16 protein-coding genes are annotated in these 22,746 nt (G+C 42.3%); 11 read left to right on the forward strand and 5 right to left on the reverse strand.

Going from position 1 to position 22,746, the window contains the following annotated elements; translation table 11 throughout:
• The first annotated feature begins 117 nt into the window (after positions 1–117).
• The 3 genes from NYE35_RS16240 (at position 118) to NYE35_RS16250 (ending at position 3,679) form a co-directional block, all read left to right on the forward strand.
• Positions 118–1,077, forward strand: a complete 960-nt coding sequence (locus NYE35_RS16240) for an ABC transporter permease (protein ID WP_038574490.1) — start codon at positions 118–120, stop codon at positions 1,075–1,077.
• Positions 1,078–1,090: 13 nt separating this feature from the next.
• Positions 1,091–2,026, forward strand: a complete 936-nt coding sequence (locus tag NYE35_RS16245; protein ID WP_340951010.1) for a carbohydrate ABC transporter permease — start codon at positions 1,091–1,093, stop codon at positions 2,024–2,026.
• Positions 2,027–2,116: 90 nt separating this feature from the next.
• Positions 2,117–3,679: an ABC transporter substrate-binding protein gene (locus NYE35_RS16250; RefSeq protein WP_340951013.1), complete on the forward strand. Its 1,563-nt coding sequence runs from the start codon at positions 2,117–2,119 to the stop codon at positions 3,677–3,679.
• A 94-nt stretch (positions 3,680–3,773) separates the two neighbouring features.
• On the opposite strand, the gene NYE35_RS16255 is transcribed toward NYE35_RS16250, so the two are convergent.
• The 4 genes from NYE35_RS16255 to NYE35_RS16270 form a co-directional block, all read right to left on the reverse strand.
• Positions 3,774–5,534 carry an ABC transporter ATP-binding protein gene (locus NYE35_RS16255; RefSeq protein WP_341121647.1) on the reverse strand — a complete coding sequence of 587 codons (1,761 nt, stop codon included), beginning with the start codon at positions 5,532–5,534 and terminating at the stop codon, positions 3,774–3,776.
• Positions 5,531–7,285, reverse strand: a complete 1,755-nt coding sequence (locus tag NYE35_RS16260) for an ABC transporter ATP-binding protein (protein WP_339209949.1) — start codon at positions 7,283–7,285, stop codon at positions 5,531–5,533. Before NYE35_RS16260 ends, NYE35_RS16255 begins: the two co-directional genes overlap by 4 nt.
• 119 nt (positions 7,286–7,404) lie before the next feature.
• On the reverse strand, positions 7,405–8,460 hold the full coding sequence (locus NYE35_RS16265) for a HAMP domain-containing sensor histidine kinase (protein WP_341121651.1): 1,056 nt from the start codon (positions 8,458–8,460) through the stop codon (positions 7,405–7,407).
• Positions 8,457–9,131, reverse strand: a complete 675-nt coding sequence (locus NYE35_RS16270; RefSeq protein WP_036677195.1) for a response regulator transcription factor — start codon at positions 9,129–9,131, stop codon at positions 8,457–8,459. Before NYE35_RS16270 ends, NYE35_RS16265 begins: the two co-directional genes overlap by 4 nt.
• 324 nt (positions 9,132–9,455) lie before the next feature.
• Between NYE35_RS16270 and NYE35_RS16275 the strand changes: the two genes are divergently transcribed.
• Positions 9,456–10,421: an aldo/keto reductase gene (locus NYE35_RS16275; protein WP_076099190.1), complete on the forward strand. Its 966-nt coding sequence runs from the start codon at positions 9,456–9,458 to the stop codon at positions 10,419–10,421.
• Between the two features lie 36 nt (positions 10,422–10,457).
• Complete coding sequence (locus NYE35_RS16280; RefSeq protein ID WP_341121653.1) at positions 10,458–11,309, forward strand: aldo/keto reductase; 852 nt, start codon at positions 10,458–10,460, stop codon at positions 11,307–11,309.
• A gap of 119 nt (positions 11,310–11,428) precedes the next feature.
• Here the strand turns inward: NYE35_RS16280 and NYE35_RS16285 are convergent, their stop codons facing one another.
• Positions 11,429–12,925 (reverse strand): glycoside hydrolase family 43 protein, encoded by a 1,497-nt coding sequence (locus NYE35_RS16285; protein WP_341121655.1) that lies wholly within the window; start codon positions 12,923–12,925, stop codon positions 11,429–11,431.
• Positions 12,926–13,099: 174 nt separating this feature from the next.
• Here NYE35_RS16285 and NYE35_RS16290 point away from each other — a divergent pair, with 174 nt between their 5' ends.
• The 6 genes from NYE35_RS16290 (at position 13,100) to NYE35_RS16315 (ending at position 22,672) form a co-directional block, all read left to right on the forward strand.
• Positions 13,100–14,014 (forward strand): ArsR/SmtB family transcription factor, encoded by a 915-nt coding sequence (locus NYE35_RS16290; protein ID WP_076099187.1) that lies wholly within the window; start codon positions 13,100–13,102, stop codon positions 14,012–14,014.
• 154 nt (positions 14,015–14,168) lie between these two features.
• On the forward strand, positions 14,169–15,188 hold the full coding sequence (locus NYE35_RS16295; RefSeq protein ID WP_179088400.1) for a phosphotransferase enzyme family protein: 1,020 nt from the start codon (positions 14,169–14,171) through the stop codon (positions 15,186–15,188).
• A gap of 70 nt (positions 15,189–15,258) precedes the next feature.
• Positions 15,259–16,182, forward strand: coding sequence for a phosphotransferase family protein (locus NYE35_RS16300; RefSeq protein WP_326047153.1), 924 nt, complete (start codon positions 15,259–15,261; stop codon positions 16,180–16,182).
• A 235-nt stretch (positions 16,183–16,417) separates the two neighbouring features.
• The gene (locus NYE35_RS16305) at positions 16,418–19,069 is read left to right on the forward strand and encodes an endo-beta-N-acetylglucosaminidase (protein ID WP_326047154.1); all 2,652 of its coding nucleotides are present in this window, start codon (positions 16,418–16,420) and stop codon (positions 19,067–19,069) included.
• Between the two features lie 286 nt (positions 19,070–19,355).
• Positions 19,356–21,971: a phosphoenolpyruvate synthase gene (ppsA, locus tag NYE35_RS16310; protein WP_341121657.1), complete on the forward strand. Its 2,616-nt coding sequence runs from the start codon at positions 19,356–19,358 to the stop codon at positions 21,969–21,971.
• A gap of 92 nt (positions 21,972–22,063) precedes the next feature.
• A complete protein-coding gene (locus tag NYE35_RS16315) occupies positions 22,064–22,672 on the forward strand; it encodes a TetR/AcrR family transcriptional regulator (protein ID WP_341121659.1) in 609 nt (202 codons plus the stop codon).
• The last annotated feature ends 74 nt before the right edge of the window (positions 22,673–22,746 follow it).

The raw sequence follows: 22,746 nt of genomic DNA on the forward strand, positions 1-22,746 counted from the left end.
CGTCACAATTGCCATTACGGCTCAATAGCGAAAACCTGAACTCCCCATTACCGCCTAAACAACGGTGTGGGGAGTGTGTAAGACAGTGAAAGGAGTGCAACAACTCTATTGAAAGCTATGCCACTTCCTACAAATAGGAAACCGATACGTACTGTACGTAATTTTTCCATCGTGAAGAATCTTCGTACTTACTGGATGTTCTACGCAATGATGCTGCCGGGAATCGTTCTGCTTGTAATAAATAACTACATCCCTTTGTTCGGGATCGTTATTGCCTTTAAGACAATCAATTACCAGGACGGAATCCTGGGAAGCCCCTGGACAGGGATGAAAAATTTCGAATACCTGTTTGCCTCGAAGGATTCGTACATCATCATTCGCAACACATTACTTTATAATTCGCTGTTTATTGTATTGAACATGGCGCTTCCACTAGGGTTCGCCTTGATGCTTAACGAGATGAAGAACCGCTTCCTCTCGAAGCTACACCAAACGATCATGTTCCTGCCATACTTCCTGTCGATGATCGTCATCTCGTACTTGGTGTATGGGTTCATGAGCGACGAGCGAGGATACTTCAACGGCACATTGCTGCCGGCGCTTGGTCTTGATTCCGTACGCTGGTACTTCACGAAAGAAGTGTGGCCGATCGTCTTGCCGATCATTAACACGTGGAAAAACATGGGGTACTACACGGTTGTGTACATGGCAGCAATCATTGGTATCGACGAGGAGTACTACGAAGCCGCGACGATAGACGGGGCGAACAAGTGGCAACAGATCAAGAAAATCACGATTCCCTTGATCATGCCTGTCCTCACGATTATGACTTTGCTGCAGGTTGGCCGGATCTTCAATGCTGACTTTGGCCTATTCTTCCAAGTGCCGCGTGAATCGGGGGCATTGTTCCCTGTGACAAACGTTATCGATACCTATGTCTACCGCACCTTCCTGACCGTTGGGGATATCGGACTTTCCTCAGCAGCAGGCCTGTTCCAATCAGTAGTTGGTTTCATCTTGGTTTTTGTATCTAATTGGGTCGTTCGCCGCTTTAATCGCGAGAACGCGCTGTTCTAAGAGAGGAGCCCTTATGAACAATACAAAGAGTAAATCCTTATCTGGGTCCAATCCAAAGAATCAGCTGTCGGGATGGGCGTCAACCCTCATCAACATCTTCTTCGTCATCTATTCGGCGCTCTGTATCCTACCGCTTTTGCTGATTCTTTCGGTATCGTTCTCCGATGAGCAGTCCGTTATGACACACGGATATCGATTTATGCCCGAAAATTTCAATCTGGCAGCCTATCGATTCCTAATGAAAGATATCAGTCAAATCGTTCATTCCTATGGAATCTCACTAACTGTCACGGTGATCGGCACGATACTAAGCGTCATCATAATAGCACTGTATGCGTACCCCATTTCCCGGAATAATTTCCCACAGGCTAAGTATTTTACATTTTTTGTTTTTCTAACGATGCTGATTTCCGGCGGCTTAGTCCCTTGGTACTTGGTATACGTACAGATGCTGGAATTAAAAGATACACTTTGGGCACTGATCATGCCGCTGATCATGTCCGCATTCTGGGTACTGATCATGCGCACTTTCTTTAAGGAGACCGTACCTGAAGCTGTGCTGGAGTCAGCCAAAATAGATGGGGCAGGGGAGCTACGGATATTTATCCGAATTGTCTTGCCCTTATCTCTGCCGGTTCTGGCAACCGTAGCACTGTTCCAAACACTGACATACTGGAACGACTGGTTCCTAAGCCTAATGTTTATTACAGACAACCACAATATATCCGTGCAGTACTTTCTTTACAAGATGATGGTCAACATCCAGTACTTATCCAGTAACCCGAACGCGATGGCTGAAATTACCCGAGCTGGCGGAATGATTAACTTCCCAAGTGAAACCGTGCGTATGGCGATGGTGGTTGTAGGTGTTGGACCTATTGTATTTGCTTACCCGTTCTTCCAGAAATACTTTATCAGAGGCCTGACAGTAGGCTCCGTTAAAGGCTAAGATTGCCGATCACTTACGTGGGCACGGAAACGGCTAAAACCAGTATATGGTTTAGCATATCATTCTATTTTATGGGGGGATTACTTGAAAATGAAGGATACGAAAAGCAAGGCTTCACTGCTTCTCACACTGATGCTTATCTCAGCAGTAGCCACTACGGCTTGCGGCAATTCAAACAACTCGAACAACGCTACACCGGATAATGCCGGAAAAGAAAGCGCCACACCGAGCTCATCAGCGAATTCAACCACCGATAACACATCCAATGAGCCCTCGAAGCTGGAACCCTACAAACTAAAGCTGGTCTACGAAGGAGCTCCACAGGCGGACGAGGCTATCGTCGAGGAAGCGCTGAACAAGATCTTGACCGAAAAAATCAACGCGACGGTAGATATCGCACCAATCGATTGGGGAGCATGGGATGATAAGACTAACCTCATCATCGCTTCTCGAGAGCCCGTAGACATTCTATTTACAGCCTCATGGAACGGGTATGCAAAGAACGTTGCCAAAGGTGCTTACTTAGATCTCGGTCCCTTGCTCGATCAGTATGGCCAGGGCATTAAGGATAGCTTGGATCCAGCTTTTCTCGATGGCTCCAAAATCGGCGGCAAAAATTATGCAGTTCCTACTAATAAAGAATTGGCATCGTCAGGGGGCATTGTGTACCGGAAGGACATTGCCGATGAACTCGGCATCGACATGAGTAAAGTGCAAAAAATCGAAGATTTAGATGCCGTTTATAAGATCGTTAAAGAGAAGAAGCCAACCATGTATCCGCTGTATACAACGGGTGGCACGTTCGCCTCTCACTCTTTTGTGGAATTGGATTTTTTAGGTGATACGACGATACCTGGCGCTATCGATAAGAATGGCACGGAGGCGACAGTCAAACCGGCCGAAGAGTATCCCCAATACTTAAATGCATTAAAAGTAACCCGTGATTTCTTCCAGAAGGGGTATCTAAACAAAGATGCGGCCACTTCCCAAACGTCATCCCTTGATGCTTATAAGACGGGCAACGTATTTTCCACTGTAGAGCCTCTCAAGCCAGGCAAAGCAGAGGAAATCGCATCCGCGACAGGACTTGATGGCAAGCTTGCACAAATTACTTTGACAGGTAAAACGGTCGCCACATCGGAGACTACCGGTGCCATGTTAGCCATCTCATCAACGTCCAAGAACCCGGAACGCGCCATGATGCTGATTAACCTGCTTCATACAGATCAAGAGATTATTAATCTGCTTAACTTCGGTATTGAAGGTACACATTTCACACTTAATGGTAATGTTATGACGCAGACGGAGAAGTCAGGACAGTACGCACCGGGCGTCGCTTGGGAGCTGGGAAATCAGTTCCTCAACTATGTCTGGAGCTCGGAAGCTCCGGACAAGTGGGAGCAGTTCAAAAAGTTCAACGAAGGGGCCAAATCGTCACCAGCGCTGGGCTTCACCTTTGACAGTGAGCCAGTCAAATCAGAAGTTGGAGCACTAGCAAACGTCCTAAGAGAATATCAGAAGATGCTTGAGACCGGCTCGGTTGATCTGGACAAAGAATTACCGAAATTTATCGCCGCCCAAAAATCGGCCGGCCTAGATAAAGTCATTGCTGAAAAGCAAAAACAGCTTGATGAATTCCTTGCCAGTAGGTAATATGCGTTCATAGCGAACAAAGGACCTGCTTATTGTTCTTATACTGAACAATAAGCAGGTCCTTTCGCTATATAATTCACAGTTCAACTAGGATTTAAGAGGCTTGATCAAATTGGCTATTATAAAGCTCCGCATAGAAACCATTTTTGGCAAGTAGTTCTTCGTGGCTGCCGCTTTCCAGAATATCGCCTTCCTTCAGAACCAGAATCACATCGGCGTTCTTAATGGTTGAGAGTCTATGCGCAATAACAAAGGAGGTTCTTCCTTCCATAAGCTTATCCATTGCCTGCTGAATCAAGAGCTCTGTTCTTGTATCGACTGAGCTTGTAGCTTCATCGAGGATGAGCATTGGAGCATTCTTGAGCATCGCGCGGGCGATGGTAAGCTGTTGCTTTTGGCCGGTGGATAAATTAACCTTGTCATTTAGTATGGTATTGTAACCGGCACTTAAGGTCTGAATGAAATGATGCAAGCCTACCGACTTACAAGCATCTTCAACTTCTTTATCGGTTACACCTGTTTTGTTGTACACCAGATTTTCCCTGATAGTGCCCTCAAAAAGCCAGGTGTCCTGCAAGACCATACAGAATAGATCATGGATGTTTTCTCTTGTTAAGCTGCTGATGGGGGTACCATCAATATAAATCTCTCCGCCCTTTAATTCATTAAACCGTATTAGAAGATTTATCAGTGTAGTTTTACCTGCGCCGGTAGGGCCGACTATAGCAATTTTTTGCCCAGGCTTAATCTCTGCAGAAAAATCTTTAATCACAAGTTTATCTGAATTTTCATAAGCAAATTGCACATGTTCAAAATCCACTTTGCCCGTTGCAGTTTTAAGATGTCTTTCTTTATGACTTTCATTGTCCATTTCATCAGCATCGAGGAACTCGAAGACACGTTTGCTTGCCGCGGAAGCCGATTGCAGACTTTGTGCGGCTTGAGCAATCTGAGAGAGCGGTTGTGTAAAGTAACGGACATACAGTATAAAGGCTACAATGACCCCAAAGGATATCGTTCCGTTCATAGCAAGTACAGCACCAACGACACAAACGGCCACAAAACCTAGATTGCCTATAAACATCATAATCGGCATCATAAGACCGGAGAGGAACTGCGCTTTAAATGCACTATCTTTAAGATTCATATTCAGGGATTCAAATGTATTGCGCATTTGTGATTCACCATTGTAAGCTTTCACTACAGTATGTCCTGTATATACTTCCTCCACATGACCATTGATTTTCCCTAAGTATTCTTGCTGACTTTGAAAATACTTTTGGGATTTTTTCATAATTGCCGCTATGAGGCCAAAGCCAATGATAGTTGCAACAACCGCCGTAATAGTCATGATCACATTTGTTTTGAACATCATGATGATGGATCCCGTAAAGAGGGCAAGGGCAGTTACCAGTGTACCGACGCTTTGGTTTAAAGCTTGCCCGATCGTATCCACATCGTTGGTAACCCGGGACAGAATGTCACCGGTTGTAGAATTATTATAATAAGAAATCGGAAGTTTGTTCATTTTGCGTGAGAGATCTGCTCTTAAGTTTTTGGAGACCTTTTGCGTAACTGCGGACATAATTAATCCTTGTACCAAAGATAACACAGCGCTAAGGATATAGATAAATACAAGGAAAAGGCCGATAGAAGTTACTGCTTCCATATCAATTCCGGTGACGAGGCCCGCCGTGATCAAGTCTGTCATCTCCGAAAGCTTATCCGGTCCAAGCAAAGTCAGAACCGTACCGATTGCTGCACTAATAATAGCTATAAGGACTACAGGGATATATTTTCTGCAATAGTGGAGAAGTTTGCTCCACGTGTTGAGTTGCTCTTTGCTTTTGTTCATTGAGCTAGCTCCTCCTTTGAAAGTTGTGAGTAAGCAATCTCTTGGTAGACATCACAGGTCTGCATCAATTCATCATGTGTTCCCATGCCTGCCATTCGTCCGGCTTCCAGTACAATGATTTTATCTGCGTCTTTGATTGTACCGATCCGCTGCGCAACGATTAGTATCGTCGTACCGCTGGATTTCTTCTTCAATTCACTACGCAATTTGCGATCCGTCTTATAATCAAGTGCTGAGAAGGAATCGTCGAAGATCAATATTTCAGGACGACGGGCAATGGCTCGGGCAATGGAAAGACGTTGCTTTTGACCGCCAGACAAGTTCGTACCGCCTTGAGAGACATGAGCCTCGTAGCTTCCTTCCATCTTTTCAACAAAATCTGAAGCTTGAGAGGTGTAAATGGCATCTACAACATCAGAGGACAGATCACTGCCATTGTCGCCAAAAGCAACATTAGAGCTCACCGTGCCGCCAAACAAAATCGCTTTCTGAGATACATATCCCATTTTATTGCGCAGTGCAGTTTGCTCATATTGGTTAACATTAATACCGTCCACCAACACTTCACCTGCTGTAGCATCATAAAAGCGAGGGATCAGGTTCACTACAGTACTTTTTCCGCATCCGGTTGAACCGATGAAGGCCACAGTTTCTCCTTTTTTCACCGTAAAGCTGATATCCTCAATAACGTATTCTTCTGCATCCGGATATTTAAAGCTGACTTTTTTGAATTCGACTTCACCCAACCGATTTGTCTTGGAGGTAGTAAGTGATCCGTTCTCTAAGCTTGGCTTAGTATCCAACACTTCATTGATTCTTTTAGCGGATACATGGGCACGAGGCATCAGGATAAAAATCATGATCAGCATCATGAATGCCATAACCACCTGCATCGCATAGGATGAGAAGACAATCATATCTGAAAATAAGCCCATCTTCGCCGTACCATTGGCATTTTGAATCAAAATAGCACCAATCCAATATATTGCGAGACTTAAACCGCTCATAATGAGAGAAATACTTGGCATCATCATGGACAGTACATTATTGGCGAATAAATTCGTTCGGGTAAGCTCGCTGTTGGCTACGCTAAATTTATCTTCCTGGTAGCTTTCCGCATTATACGCACGAATGACACGAAGTCCGGTAAGATTCTCTCTTGCAACACGATTAAGATTATCAGTCAGTTGCTGCAATTTTTGGAATTTCGGAAGCACAAGCACGATCACTATGCCGACAATAAGAATCAATACCCCAATGGCGACACCGGTAGCAAGCGACCACTGCCAACTCTTGCCTGTAATTTTGAGCATTGCCCAAACGGCAAGGATGGGAGCCTTCACCAGCAGTTGCAGACCAATGACAATAAGCATTTGCACTTGTGTAATGTCATTCGTTGAACGGGTAATTAAACTAGCTGTAGAGAAGTTGTTGATTTCTTCCATAGAAAAAGATTGTACCTTATCAAACAATTTGGAGCGTAATCTTGAAGAGAAGTTAGCGGCAATTTTAGCGGCGATCCCTGCCACTATGATTGATGTAGCTAAGCTGCCGAGGGCACAGAGCAACATCCAGCCTCCGGCTGTAATGATTTCGCTCATTTCACTTCCTGGTATCTGTACAAGACGAGTAATCTCGCTCATATAACCGGGCAATTCCAGATCCAGCCATACCTGTGTGACAATGAACAGGATGCTGATACCGATTAGGGTCCATTCCTTCGGTTTTAAGTACTTAAGTATAGTTACCATACATCTGACTCCTTTATGTGGCGTTGCTTAAATGATAACGAAAGAAGATAAACTGAAAGTTAACTTTTCTGAAAAATGAAAAAACCCTGAAAGAACGATGAGGTTCTCCAGGGCTCGTACTACATTCCAATCGGAATCGTAACTGTAAATGTGGCTCCTTGTAATGGAATGCTTTCGCAAGAAATGGTTCCATTGTGTAGATGAATGATTTTTTTAACAATTGCTAATCCAAGTCCATTGCCCGCAGTCGAATGGGAAGTATCCTGCTGATAAAATTTATCGAATATCTTGGGAAGAGCCTCCGGATGAATACCGCTTCCGCAGTCACGAACTAGAATCACCAGGTTATCTTCGTTTTTCTTCATGGTAACTTCAATTTCGCCATGTTCAGGAGTGAATTTGATCGCGTTATCCAATAAATTTAACCAAACTTGATTTAAAAGCTCTTTATTGCCGGAGAGTTCATAATCCTGAATATTAACGTTCAGCTTCAGGTGCTTCTTCTCAAATTTAGCAGCTAGCAAAAGCACAGATTGGCGAATTTGTTCCCCAACATTAAACCTCATTTTGTTTGTCAGAATCTTTTGCGTCTCAACTTGTGTCAGCTCCAGTACATTCGAAGCAAGGGAGGCAAGTCTGGTCGATTCCTCAATGACAATATCTAGATATTCATTCCGTTCTTCTTTGGTAAGATCATCGTTCTTTAAGACTTCGGCAAATCCCTTGATAGATACAATCGGTGTTTTGAATTCATGGGAAAAATTATTCACAAAATCGGTTCGCAGAATTTCAATACCCCCAAGCTCTTCAGCCATCCGGTTAAAGTTCTCTGATAGAATTTCAAACTCCGGCGGGCTTTTGAGCTGAAGCCGCATGGAGAAGTCACCGCTGGCAAGACGCTCTGTGGCCTCAATAAATATCCGGATGGATTTTACCATTTTCCGGCTTGTGATGGCTGATATCGTGGTACCGATAATTGTACAAGCGATTAATACCATTATGGGTAGTACGAATCCATCCTGGGCAAGCTCTTCGTTCAACAAACCAAAAACCTGTGCGAGAAAGAAGAGTAGTCCTGTAATCACAACGGTAATAAGAAAGATGAAAAATATGATAAGAGAAAAATAGATGGGAAGGCTGATTCTGTTGCTGAGCTTGTTACTTATTTTGCTCACTGGCTTCGCACCGCCTTGTATCCAAGACCTCTGACGGAAACCAGTTCAAACTCTGGATAAGCGTCAAACCGTTTCCGCAGGCGATTGATATGTACATTAACGGTTGTATCCGTACTTTCACTTTCCATGCCCCATATTTCGTCCATAAGCTGGATGCGCGTGAAAATCCGTTCAGGATAGGACAATAACTTATACAACAAATAGAATTCTTTTTGCGGAAGCGTTTGTTTCTCGTCCTCCCGGGTTACTGTCAATGCGTCATAATCAAGGATCACTTTACCCACTACTAATTTACGGGCACTTGCGATTTGCGAACGGCGAAGCAGCGCTTGGATTCTGAGCAGCATTTCTTCGGTATCAATGGGTTTGGTCATATAATCATCAGTTCCAATCCGGAACCCCTTTTTCTTATCTTCAGGCAGCTGTTTTGCTGTAGCCATAAGAATGGGGACCAAGCTATCGGCATCTCTTACTTCCTTGGCGAATTCATAACCATCCATATTAGGCATCATAATATCCAGAATGATCAGATCAATATGTTGTGAATCTAGGACCTCCAAAGCTTTAACTCCGTCTTCAGCAGTTACTACATCGTATCCTTCGCGTTTCAGAACAGCTTCAAGAAGTCTTCTTACATGCTTATCATCTTCAACAACGAGTATGTTAATCATTACTGTTCACTCCAATAGTAGGTTTGTATCCATTATTACCTGTGGGGATTTTGTTTTAAAGGGAGCAGAATCAATATTTATCTAATCTTAAGATTTGGTTTGAAATCCTTGTAGTCGCTATAAAGTGACTCATATATCTGTCTATTCGTTAAAATGAGAGGAATAGGCAATGATTTAATACTATTATGATATCTGTTTTGTGAAAAATTGTTGCATACTAAAATAGTACCCAAACTAATTTAGCTGGATTAACGTGCTGAAAATAATGCAGACTACGTCGAACGTTGAACTTTGACTGAACTTCATGCGAAAGGAAGATCACAGATGCAAATGCGTAAATTAGGAAATAGTGGCTTGGAAGTTTCGGCAATAGGGCTTGGCTGTATGGGAATGGATCATGCCTATGGAAAGCCAGCAGATCGTAATGAAATGGTTAAATTAATTCGCAGAGCAGTTGAACTAGGATGTAATTTCTTTGATACTGCTGCTTTTTATGGACAATCCAATGAGGAATTAGTAGGCGAAGCTCTTGCACCACAAAGAGATCAAGTTGTGATTGCAACTAAATTTGGAATTTTAGGACAAGAAGCTGTAGACGGTCAACCTCAACTTATTTTAAATAGCACACCAGATTCTATTCGTGAACAAATAGAAGATTCATTAAAAAGGTTGAAGGTTAATTGCATTGATTTATATTATCAGCACCGAGTGGATCCGAATGTCGAACCTGAAGCTGTCGCAGAAACAATGAAAGATTTAATAGCTGAAGGGAAGATTAAAACATGGGGAGTCTCAAATGCACCGATTGACTATATGAAACGAGCACATGCTGTATGTTCGATTACTGCAACCCAAAATCAGTACTCCATGATGTGGCGTGAACCGGAAAAAGAGTTGTTTGAACTATGTGAAGAGTTAGGAATTGCTTTTGTTGCTTACAGCCCATTAGGAAATGGTTTCTTAAGTGGTAAATATACTAAGGAAACCAAATATGATGAAGATGACTATCGAAGTTTCATGGGAAGATTCAAACCTGATGTGATTGATCATAACCAAGTGTTATTAGATTTAATTACTCAAGTTGCAGAAAGTAAAAATGCAACACCGGCTCAAGTCGTATTAGCGTGGGAATTAGCTCAAAAACCATATATCATTCCAATTCCAGGCACTACAAAATTAAACAGATTAGAAGAAAACCTATATGGAGCTGATCTGAAATTAACAAAGGAAGATGTAGATAGACTAAATGAAGCTTTGTCTAAAATGGAAATTGATAGTACACACTTCTAACTAGAGGTGTATCATCAACTAATAGGAGGATTTTTTATGCAAAAAGTTATTTTGAACAATGGTGTTGAAATGCCGATACTTGGTTTTGGAGTTTTTCAAATTCAAGATGAAGCTGAATGTGAACAAGCTGTTTACGATGCGATCATGTCAGGTTATCGACTGATAGATACCGCAGCCTCTTACCTAAACGAAGAAGCGGTGGGAAGAGCCATCAAACGGAGTGGAGTACCAAGAGAGGATCTATTTATTACTACGAAATTATGGGTTCAAGATACCGGATACGAACGTACAAAGGAAGCATTTGAAAAATCCCTTTCAAGATTGCAACTTGATTATTTGGATTTGTATTTAATTCATCAGCCCTTTGGCGACGTGCATGGTTCTTGGCGGGCGCTGGAGGAATTGTACCGTGAAGGAAAAATCAGAGCGATTGGCGTAAGTAACTTCCAGAACGATCGTCTGATTGATTTGATTATTCATAATGAAGTAACACCTGCCGTTAATCAAGTTGAGACACATCCATTCTGTCAACAAATTGAAAGTGCTGCATTCATGAAAGAAAACAATGTTCAGATCGAATCATGGGGTCCATTTGCTGAAGGTAAAAACAACATGTTCCAGAACGAAGTATTAGTAACAATAGCTCAAAAATATAATAAATCTGTTGCCCAAATAGTTTTACGCTGGTTGACGCAAAGAGGAGTTGTTATGATTCCAAAGTCTGTCCGGAAAGAAAGAATAATTGAAAACTTTAATATCTTTGACTTTGAATTAAATTCAGAGGATATAGAACAAATTGCGCTGTTAGACACAAAAGAGAGTTTGTTCTTTTCACATAGAGATCCTTTAATGGTAAAAGCGTTAAGTACTAGGCAGCTGGATATCTAATTTTTCTTAGGAACTTATTGGTTTTGATAAAAGATGGGTTAACCATAATTAAGGGGTTAACCCGTCTTTTATTTATAAGAACACCCTTAGCCTTGTACAGTTCATTCTAATTTGGAGGTTTAAGAATAAAGGCAGCTAAAATTTGTGAATATCGCATTATAATCTTGGTCTTCTCCAGTGGCGTACAAACCAATAAGCACACCTGTGAATCCTCCGGCTATTTCAGAGGATAAATATTTGGTTTGCGCAGCTCCGAGTAAGATCTCAGTACCGTCTACCTGGATATAAAAGTGATAATGCGTTGGACTGCTTTTGACAACTAATGAAGCATGGTTGCATTGACCTATATTTTTTGTTTTTTCAATGGATTTGATATCTCCGATATTCAGCCGTTCGATAATCTTATAACCCTCTGGATGTTTACGCAAGGCCAAGTCATAATGGTGATTTTCGTCCATGTAAAGCGTAATTCCGGCTTCACCATTCGTAAGGCTGACTTCGCATGAAATAATCGCGTTAAAGTCTTTTTGACGAATACCAATAAATGTCGGGGTAGCCGGGATATCTAACGTTATTGGAGTTCCTTTAAGCTTTACTTTATCAGCTTCTAACCGATAATCTTCTGTAACCGGGTGACGCAGGTAACACCAGTCCAAATTCCAATCTGTGTTCTCGAACGTATAGACTTCTTTCTCCTGCTGAATGACTGTGTCCGCAATACGATCAGTCTCGAAACTTATTAGAGTGGTACCTTCATGACCTGCTGTAAACCATCCATCCTCGCCAAAGGTAATCGGAGTTAGAAAAACCTCACGCCCCAAATGGTGATAGGTAAGATACTGGCCAGTCTGCCGGAATCCAAGATGTAACAGCCACCAATCCCCCTCATGATCTTGTACCAAATCTCCGTGACCAACACCCTGAAGCTCGTAACCGCCTAAATTTCGATTAGTCAATACGGGGTTATGCGGATAGGCTTCGAATGGGCCAGCAGGAGAATTGCCCCTTGCATAAGTGACCATATGCCCATATTCGGTTCCGCCCTCAGCTGCTAGCAGATAGTATTGTTCATTAATTTTGTATAAATGAGGACTCTCCAAATAACGCCCACCGGATCCTTGCCAGATTGAACGGCTTGGCGACAGCTTCTGCCCAGTTTCAATTTCAATTTCACATTGGATTATACCATTAACTCCGTAATCGTCTGTCCCATTACTCATGAAATACGTTTTGCCGTCTTCAAAATACAAGTCCGGATCAATACCGCCTTGATCTACATTAATCGGATCAGACCATTCGCCGTAAATATTGTCAGTCCAGACATAGAAGTTCTGGCGCAAAGTGTCATTAGTGGTCGTCATGTAGAATCGTCCATTATTGTACCGCAGGGTGGGGGCGAATACACCACCGGAGCTGTCCACAGTATCCAGTTGAATCTGGTTTTTTCGGGTTAAGCAATGACCGATTTGGGTCCAATTAATTAAATCTTTGCTTTCAAAAATCGGAACACCGGGAAAATACTGAAAGGAACTGCAGACCAAATAATAAGTGTCTTCAACTTTACATGCGCTGGGATCAGGATAAAACCCTTTGATGACCGGATTATTGTATTTCATTTCTCCACCTCATTAATAAATTCATATAAATAAGAATTCAATATATTTAACTACTAAGAAAATTAAACACTATTGCTTATAGGTTTTCAATGAATCGGGGTTGAAGATATACGTTATATTTATTAAATTAATATATATGTAATTTCAATAAGCACAGGTAAGGTGATTATGATGATGATCAAAGCAAACGGCGAAGCAAAATTCATGGCGTTGTATGAAGCGCTGGCAAGCGAAGTCAGATGGAGGATTATGAGCCTCATTGCAGATAATGAAATGAATGTGAAGGAGATCGCGGCTAAGTTAGAGCTTAGCCCTTCCATAGTTACTATGCATATCCGAAAGCTCGAACAAGCTGGACTTACAGGAAGCCACAGGGTACGCCTAAACGGAGGAACGCACAAAATGTGCTTCCTTAAACAAAAAAGAGTTGAGATCGAACTCCCCACTGCCACTCAAACCCCGAGGATCAGAGAGCAGACCATTTCAGTCGGTCATTATACTTCGTTTGATGTTCATCCTACATGTGGTCTTGGGACACAAGAGAAAGAAATTGGGGTTTGGGACGATCCCCGCTATTTTCTGGATCCCGAGCGGGTCAACGCCGGCATTTTGTGGTTTGGGAGAGGTTACGTAGAGTACAAAACGCCTAACTACTTACTTCCCGGTCAAATGCCCGACGCCATCGAGATTTCAATGGAAATTGCTTCTGAAGCCCCGGGCTTGAGAGATCATTGGCCTTCGGATATTGAGTTCTTTTTTAACGGTGTGAAGCTTGGAACTTGGACCAGTCCGGCAGACTTTGGAAGAGCGGCACGAGGCATATATACTCCGGATTGGTGGCATCGGAATGTAAATCAATACGGGTTATTGAAGACGATCCGCATTGATACTTCGGGCACATTTATTGATGAAGAACGGATGTCGGACATTACTGTCGCAGATATTTTGCTACGGGAACAGTTCTGGACGCTTCGGTTCGCAGTTGACGAGAAGGCTGTTAATGTTGGTGGTTTGACACTTTATGGGGCTGGATTCGGTAACCATGACCAAGATATTTTAATTCGTGTGTACCTAGGAACGATGACCTAATGAAGCAGGATATTTCAGTTATAGTTGTTTTCTCCATGCAGTTTATCAGCTGGAACTGGTAAACTATCCATATATTGAAGAAGTGGAGAGGAGAGATATTCTGAATTATAACGAGGTTATTAAAATTGCTGATACACACATACTTCCATTAGTGATGGAATTGTACGGATTGGAAGGTTATGAAATCAGGCTTATCAATGCACATGAAGGAGGACGGAATGTTGCATATAACTGTGATAAAGCTGATTCTGAAGCAAAAATAATCAGAATTGCCTTCTTAAGTGACAGAAGCCGAGAAGATATTCTGGGTGAAGTGGAATATATCAGGTATTTGTACGAGCATGGCGGCAGTGTTTCGAATGTGGTCAACTCCCAGAAGGGGAATCTACTGGAAACGATAACCCTTAATAATCATACCTTTTTTGTCTGCTTGTTTGAAAAGGCCAAGGGGGGTATGCTCGTGGAAAATAATTATCAGTATCGGGAAGGCGTTCCTATTACGGAATACTATTATAACTGTGGCAAAGTTCTTGGGAAAATGCATCAATTATCGAAGGGATATACGCCTGTCCATTCTCGGTATGATTTTTTTGATAAATACAATGCCGATTATATAGATAAGCTAATACCTGACTCGTTATCTCTGCTGAAGGAGAAGCTGGTAGATCTCCTTACAACGTTAGAAGGGATGGACAGGGATCACGAGTCTTTTGGGATGGTCCATTTTGATTACTGCGATGGGAATTATATGATCGATTTTAATACAGGGCAAATAACTGTGTTTGATTTCGATAACTCCTGCTTTTGTTGGTATATGTATGACCTGGCAAATCTCTGGACACTTGGAGTGGGCTGGATACAATTTGAACAAGATACTGATAAACGCAAAAAGTTTATGGATGATTATTTTAAAACAGTCCTTGATGGCTACAGATCCGAGACCAGGATCGAAGATTCGATGTTAGATACATTACCATTATTTATCCAAGTAACCCTCATGGAAAACATCGTTGATGCATTCGAGGTAATGCGGAACAATGGTGAAGAGCCGGAATGCGATGAAGAGCTGTCATATCGTATAAAATGTATAGAAGACGATATCCCATATGTAGGATTTTTCCATGAAATTTACTCATGTGATGAACCCTTTGAGTATGAGGAACGAGATATTTAGGATAATGGTGTTTTTGATATGCTGCGGATAAATTCATAGTAGACTCAAATAAGCAGGAGTTGGAGTAAAAATGGCTTACGAAAAACCGGAATTGACCATGAGTGAAATTGAAAAAGTACTGTGGAATCATCTTGGACAGGGAGCGGCTGAGATTACACCGATGTCTGGCGGCAATATTAGCAACGTGTTTTCTTTTATTCTCGAAGGAAAAGACTATGTTGTGAAATTCAGCGATTTGGAACGAGCATATGAGACCGAACAATTTGTATCCAATTTGCTACTCGACCAAGGTATCCCTTTCCCGAAATGTTTGGGGTTAGGGAGGACTAATCAGTTAACCTATTTGATCATGGAGCGAATGGAAGGTCGCAATCTTTCCGATTGTACAGCAGAGGAACAAACCCGGCTGATGCCTGAAATTATCGGCATTTTAACAAGAATGGCCGAAACGGATATTGGGGGAACTAACGGGTATGGTTGGATCGGGCCTGAGGGCAATGGCTCCTATTCATCTTGGAAAGACTTCGTCATTGCCGTAAATGCGGAAGATCAGACGGGGACATTCTGGGAGAATTGGCATGAACTCTTCCGCACGTCTTGCTTGGAAAGAGACGTATACGAAGAAATCTATAGTCGTTTGATGACCTACGTACCCTATAATGAATCTAATAGAAGCTTTATACACGGAGATTTTCAACAGTGGAATATTTTGTCCAACGGAACAAGGATAACCAGCATTATTGATGGAAATTGCATGTATGGCGATTCTCTCATAGACCTTGCGATTCTCGACAAGCATATGCCTTGGTGTAATGTCATTAACGCGTATCAAAACTATCAAGAGAAAGCTAGAATAGTGACCCCGAATTTTGAGGAGCGGCTAATCGGTGCCTATTATTTTAAGGGACTCGATGGACTTCGATTCTATGCTAAGATGGGCTGGACAGATGCTTATCAGGACACACGGCATTTTCTTTTAAACCTAAAAGCGTAATAACTATACACTTTACCTTATCCTATACATTTACATTTACTAGCCGCATAATTGCGGCTTTTTGTATATAAATATCAAATTTATAGGAGCAAATTCCCCACTGAGATTATTGACCTTAGACTTACGACCTGTAATAATTGCACCTGAACTTGCCATTAATCCACTATCTATAGCTTTGTTCAACTTGATAAAATGTAAGCGCAATCATTTAATCTATCGATTGGAGGAGTATGGCATGAAAAAGATTGGGGCAGGTTTTATATTCTTACTTGTGATGTGCGCAGTCTTATCCACAACTGCGTTCGCGAAACAGCCTTATTCATCCTATTGGTTTCCGGAGCAATTGCTTCAGTGGAGTCCGGCATCCGACCCGGATGCGGCATTTAACCGGAGCACAGTCCCGCTGCAGGACCGTTTTGTAGCAGATGGAGTCAACGCTCATGCAACCAAAGCGCCAAAAGTCATGGCTTTATCAGCACTTAACCCGGGAACAAGCGGAGTTCCATCGCAGGGTTCAAGCAAATTCGAAGCTAACACATTTACCTATTGGCAATATGTTGACAAGCTGGTCTATTGGGGTGGTTCCGCGGGCGAAGGGATCATAGTACCTCCAAGCGCTGATACGATCGACGCGGCTCATAAAAATGGCGTGCCGATCATCGGAACGGTGTTCTTCCCACCGACCGTATATGGCGGGAAGTATGAATGGGTCGAGCAGATGCTTCAGCAGAATAGTGACGGTTCCTTTCCTGCTGCTGACAAGTTGATCCAGGTTGCGAGCCATTACGGATTTGACGGCTGGTTTATTAACCAGGAGACTGAGGGCGGAACGCCGGCCGACGCACAGCAAATGAAAGCTTTCCTAAGTTATCTGGAATCACACAAGTCAAATTCTATGCACATCGTATGGTATGATTCCATGACCAATGAGGGCAGTATCAGTTGGCAAAATGCACTTAACGACAAGAATGCGATGTTCCTGCAAGACAATAAAAAGCAAATTACAGACAATATGTTCCTGAACTTTTGGTGGAAGGATCTTAAAAGCTCGGCAGAGAAGGCTAGAAGCTTGGGCAGAAGTCCATATGACTTGTATGCAGGCATCGATGTCGAAGCCAAGGGTTACGATACAAAGGTGAACTGGAATCTGTTGTTTCCGGATAAAGATCCTGCCGTTACTTCCCTTGGTATTTACCGCCCGGATTGGGCTTTTAACAGCGCAGAGAGTATGGAAGATTTCTTCGTACGCGAGAACAAATTCTGGGTGGGTCCAAACGGGAATCCGAGTAACACCTCGAGCGATCAAGCCTGGAAAGGAATCGCTAACGATGTGATCGAATCATCACCAATAAATGAGCTGCCTTTCACCACCAACTTCAACACGGGAAGCGGACAGAAATATTTTGTAAGAGGGAAGCAGGTGCGGGATAAAGGCTGGAACAACCGGAGTCTGCAGGATATTCTTCCCTCCTGGCGCTGGATTGCAGACAGCAAAGGTACCCCGCTTTCACCAGTGCTCGATTGGTCCGATGCCTATTACGGCGGCAGTTCGCTGAAGGTATCAGGCGTGCTGAACCCTAACAATGCGACACATCTGAAGCTCTACAAGACCGACCTTAAGATCGAAGCAAGCACAAAGCTGTCTATTACGTACAAAACACAAAATAAGCCAAGCCTGAAGGTTGGTCTCGCTTTCGCAGACCATCCCAACCAATATGTCTTCCTTAACGTGAAGGATAAGACATCGCCAGACTGGACTACTGAAACATTGAATTTGACCCCCTACAAAGGGAAACGGATCGTAGCGTTGTCACTGTATTTTGACTCTAAGGATGCGATTAATAATTACAACATTCAAATTGGCCAGCTCTCTATTCAAAATGCTAATGACTCGATCAAACCATTGCCCGCGGTTCGCGATCTTAAGGTCACTCAATCCGATTTCCGCAATGGTATTTATGGAGACGCCCGATTACAGTGGAAACAGCTTGACCAGCAGGTCAAACAATACGAAATCTATCGTGTACTGCCAGATGGTAGTGAAATGTTCATAGGTGCAACACCAAATCATGTGTTTTACGTTCCTGAGATACGAAGAATAGACAAAGAAACGGTCACAGTATTGAAGGTTGTTGCCATCAATGGAAGATACGAGCAAGGTCAAACCACTAGCGTGAAGATCAGCTGGCCGGATTATCCAAAGCCGATTGCGGAGTTCAAGGCTGATCGAACCCTAGTGGCTCCAGGCGAGAGCGTAAACTTCACCGACCTGTCGACTGAAGTGACAGAAGGGTGGTCATGGAACTTCGAAAGCGGAAGCCCGGCGGTCAGCACATCGAAGAACCCAGTTGCGACATTCGCTCAGGAGGGCGTTTATAGCGTGACGCTAACTGCAACCAACAGCTCGGGCCAAGACACAATTACGAAAAAAGGGCTCATCACAGTGAGCAAGGAAGCTGGCGCAGTGAAAAATCTGGCACTTGGTAAAACTGCAACAGCCGATCATGCCTGCGGGGAAAAGGAAGGGGCACCTAACGCCGTAGATGGTAAAGTGACGGATAACAGTAAATGGTGCGCAATTGGCAATCTGCCCCATTGGCTTCAGGTTGACCTCGGCGCCGAACATCAACTCAGCACTTTTGTCATCAAGCATGCTGAGAGCGGAGGAGAGTGGTCCGGTTTTAATACCAGTGATTATACGATTCAGGTCAGCAGCGACGGAACGAACTGGACGGATGTTGTCAACGTCCAAGGAAACTCGGCTGCCGAGTCGACTGATTCAATTGCGTTAGTAAAAGCCCGCTATGTAAAATTATTGATTCTCAAACCTACGCAGGGAGCCGATACAGCAGCGCGGATCTATGAGTTTGAAGTGAAGGGATTATAATATACCCTATTACGACATTCTAATATTACAGCAAATAAACCGTAGGCCACTTGAGGGGCTGCGGTTTATTTGCTTTAACACTAATGATAGCTGAAATCAAAAAAAAGAACCTGATTTATCTCATCAGATTCTTATATATTGCATATGAAAAGACACGATGATATAATCAACTCACGACTGATATTCAAAGGTTAGGCATAATAATTGCATCTTATATATTTATATTATCATGCCGTTAAATTCTTGTCAATTTTTTTCTCAATTTAATAGTTAGGAGCGATAATAAATGCGTTCTTTAGTTCTCGGTTTTCAGGAAGTGGACAATACACAGCTTTTGCTCGTTGGCGGAAAAGGGTTAAATTTAGGGAGATTATCAAAAATAGAAGGAATACAAGTACCAGAAGGATTCTGTATTACAACAGTAGGATATCACCAAGCCCTCGAACAGAACCAAACGTATCATGCTTTGTTGGATCAACTAACTATGCTAAAAGTAGAAGATCGGGATCAAATCGGTGAAATCAGTAGGAAGATTCGGCAAATCATTATGGAAGCAGAAATTCCTTCCGATGTTGTGAAGGCAGTTTCTCACTATCTCACCCAGCTTGGTGATGAACATGCTTATGCAGTGCGTTCTAGTGCCACCGCTGAAGATTTACCACATGCCTCTTTTGCAGGTCAACAAGATACCTATTTAAATATCATCGGCATAGAAGCAATCCTTCAGCATATCAGCAAATGTTGGGCTTCTCTATTTACGGATCGTGCCGTAATCTACCGTATGCAAAATGGATTTGACCACAGTCAAGTTTATTTATCCGTTATCGTTCAAAGGATGGTTTTTCCACAGGCTTCAGGGATTTTATTTACCGCTGATCCGATTACTTCTAACCGGAAACTGCTATCCATCGATGCTAGTTTTGGACTTGGCGAAGCACTGGTCTCTGGCTTGGTATCTGCCGATTGTTATAAAGTACAGCAAGAGAAAATTGTCGATAAGAGAATAGCAACCAAAAAATTGGCTATCTACGGACTAAAAGAAGGCGGAACAGAGACCCGGCAGATCGACCTCGAACAGCAAAAGACTCAAACACTTACTGAACAACAAATTTTAAAAATAGCAAGGATAGGCAGACAGATTGAAGCCTATTTTGGTTGCCCACAAGATATCGAATGGTGTTTGGACGAGGATACATTTTATATCGTCCAGAGTCGGCCAATCACGACTTTATTCCCCATCCCTGAAGCGAATGATCAAGAAAACCACGTTTATGTATCTGTTGGTCATCAACAAATGATGACAGATCCCATGAAACCGATGGGATTGGCTTTTTACCTGTTAACGACTCCTGCACCTATGCGTACAGCTGGCGGAAGATTGTTTGTTGATGTCACATCAAGTCTTGCTTCACCTGGCAGCAGAGAAATGATCATAGAAGCCTTAGGTAAATCTGATCCCCTCATAAAAGACGCACTCATAACCCTCGTAGAGCGAGAAGATTTTATAAAATTTTCGGCAGATAATGAAAAAGCTTCTACTCCGAGTAAAAGCAATACAAGCCTGCCACCTAGTGATTCTCAAGTACAACTCGAAAATGATCCGACAATCGTTTCTGACCTCATTAAGAGCAACCAAGCATCAATAGAAGAGTTGCAACAAAACATTCAAACCAAATCAGGGGCGGAGTTGTTTGATTTTATTCTGGAAGATATGCAGCAATTAAAGAAGATTCTATTCAACCCACAAAGTATGCGTGTGATTATGGCGGCTATGGATGCTTCAGCATGGATCAATGAAAAAATAAACGAATGGTTAGGTGAAAAAAACGTAGCAGATACGCTTTCTCAATCTGTACAGGGCAATATTACTTCGGAAATGGGTCTGGCGTTACTCAATCTCGCTGATGTGATTCGACCTTATCCGGAAGTCATTGATTATTTACAGCAGGTTAAAGACGATAATTTCTTAGATGAACTGGTTAGTTTTGAGGGTGGGCAGGAAACCCAAGAGGCTTTCTATGACTATCTCAGTAAATACGGAATGCGATGTACCGGAGAAATCGATCTTACAAGAACTCGTTGGAGCGAAAAACCAACTACACTTGTCCCCATGATTCTTAGTAATATCAAAAACTTTGAACCTAATGCTGGCCATCGGAAATTTGAGCAAGGTCGACAGGAAGCTTTGAAAAAAGAACAAGAGCTATTAGATCGATTGAAGCAATTACCCGATGGTGAACAAAAAGCTAAAGAAACAAAACGAATGATTGATCTCATCCGGAATTTCAGCGGGTTTAGGGAATACCCCAAATACGGTATGGTTAATCGCTACTTCGTTTATAAGCAAGCTTTATTAAAAGAAGCCGAACAACTCGTACAAGCAGGAGTTATTCCTGAAAAAGAAGATATATACTATTTAACGTTTGAAGAACTTCGCGAAGTCGTAAGTAGATGCAAACTGGATTACCAGATCATCAGCAAACGAAAAGAAGAGTACAAATTATATGAAAAACTAACTCCACCACGTGTTCTCACGTCTGATGGTGAAATTATTGCGGGTAAGTACAACCGAGAAAACCTCCCAACAGAAGCTATTGTAGGTCTAGCGGTTTCTTCCGGTGTTATAGAGGGACGAGCGCGTGTCATCTTAAACATGGAGGATGCTGATCTAGAAGATGGTGATATATTAGTTACCTTATTTACTGACCCTAGCTGGACTCCATTGTTTGTATCTGTAAAAGGTCTAGTTACTGAAGTTGGTGGACTAATGACCCATGGGGCAGTTATTGCGCGTGAATATGGCTTACCAGCAGTTGTCGGAGTGGAGAATGCTACCAAATTGATAAAAGATGGGCAACGAATTCGTGTGCATGGTACAGAAGGCTATATCGAAATATTGTAATGGTTGAATCACGAATGTAGTTTGACAAATCGAATCTTTTGAATTATTTTTAATAGTGAATTATTAATTCATTATTAAAGGTGAGGGGCAATATGCAGTCTAAAAAAGAAGAAGTAAAACAGGAAATTGAATCCGCCGCTTTAAAGGTATTTTTCCGAAAAGGCTTCTCTGATGCCAAAATGAATGATATTGCCGATGAAATTCAAATTTCTGTTGGCAATATTTATACTTATTTTAAAAATAAAAAAGAGTTGTTCTATTCGGTTGTTCCGCCGTCTTTAGTGGACTATTTGAAGAATGTGCTAGTGGAAAATATTCGTATCGATAACCAGACTTTTTTTTATGATGTTAATAATGAGAAAAAATCAGCTATCGTTCAAGAGCAAATAAATATATTAACCCAGTACAGCAGGCAGATTGTCATTATTTTTGAAAAGAATAAAGGGACCGTATATAGCAATGCCAAAAACGAGCTGATCGATCTGATGATCGAAACTAAAAGACCCTTTATAAAAGATCATTATAAAAGATACGAAATCGGAACCGAAGAAAATATGATTCTGCTGAAGATCATCGCGAACAATGTCATCAATATGATTCTGGATTTATTAAAGCACGAGATGAGCGCCGATAGCCGGAGAAGGATTTTTGAGGCATTAAGCTTATACTGGCTGCATGGACTAAAAAGCTTAAACGAATAACATCAATGCGCCGAATTTAGGTGTGGGGTAGAACTGGGGCGCAACGCAGCAATGAGGGACAACCAAGTGGATAT

Source organism: Paenibacillus sp. FSL L8-0494, from assembly GCF_038003695.1.
In the GTDB taxonomy this organism is placed as follows: Bacteria; Bacillota; Bacilli; order Paenibacillales; family Paenibacillaceae; genus Paenibacillus_AQ; species Paenibacillus_AQ odorifer.

Excerpts from the sequence above, each read along its gene's own strand:
- NYE35_RS16245 (WP_340951010.1), top strand. The coding sequence starts at position 1,091 with ATGAACAATACAAAGAGTAAATCCTTATCTGGGTCCAATCCAAAGAAT.
- NYE35_RS16285 (WP_341121655.1), bottom strand. The coding sequence starts at position 12,925 with ATGAAATACAATAATCCGGTCATCAAAGGGTTTTATCCTGATCCCAGC.
- NYE35_RS16270 (WP_036677195.1), bottom strand. The coding sequence starts at position 9,131 with ATGATTAACATACTCGTTGTTGAAGATGATAAGCATGTAAGAAGACTT.
- NYE35_RS16260 (WP_339209949.1), bottom strand. The coding sequence starts at position 7,285 with ATGGTAACTATACTTAAGTACTTAAAACCGAAGGAATGGACCCTAATC.
- NYE35_RS16240 (WP_038574490.1), top strand. The coding sequence starts at position 118 with ATGCCACTTCCTACAAATAGGAAACCGATACGTACTGTACGTAATTTT.
- ppsA (WP_341121657.1), top strand. The coding sequence starts at position 19,356 with ATGCGTTCTTTAGTTCTCGGTTTTCAGGAAGTGGACAATACACAGCTT.
- NYE35_RS16300 (WP_326047153.1), top strand. The coding sequence starts at position 15,259 with ATGGCTTACGAAAAACCGGAATTGACCATGAGTGAAATTGAAAAAGTA.
- NYE35_RS16280 (WP_341121653.1), top strand. The coding sequence starts at position 10,458 with ATGCAAAAAGTTATTTTGAACAATGGTGTTGAAATGCCGATACTTGGT.
- NYE35_RS16315 (WP_341121659.1), top strand. The coding sequence starts at position 22,064 with ATGCAGTCTAAAAAAGAAGAAGTAAAACAGGAAATTGAATCCGCCGCT.
- NYE35_RS16295 (WP_179088400.1), top strand. The coding sequence starts at position 14,169 with ATGGAATTGTACGGATTGGAAGGTTATGAAATCAGGCTTATCAATGCA.
- NYE35_RS16305 (WP_326047154.1), top strand. The coding sequence starts at position 16,418 with ATGAAAAAGATTGGGGCAGGTTTTATATTCTTACTTGTGATGTGCGCA.
- NYE35_RS16255 (WP_341121647.1), bottom strand. The coding sequence starts at position 5,534 with ATGAACAAAAGCAAAGAGCAACTCAACACGTGGAGCAAACTTCTCCAC.
- NYE35_RS16290 (WP_076099187.1), top strand. The coding sequence starts at position 13,100 with ATGATCAAAGCAAACGGCGAAGCAAAATTCATGGCGTTGTATGAAGCG.
- NYE35_RS16250 (WP_340951013.1), top strand. The coding sequence starts at position 2,117 with ATGAAGGATACGAAAAGCAAGGCTTCACTGCTTCTCACACTGATGCTT.
- NYE35_RS16275 (WP_076099190.1), top strand. The coding sequence starts at position 9,456 with ATGCAAATGCGTAAATTAGGAAATAGTGGCTTGGAAGTTTCGGCAATA.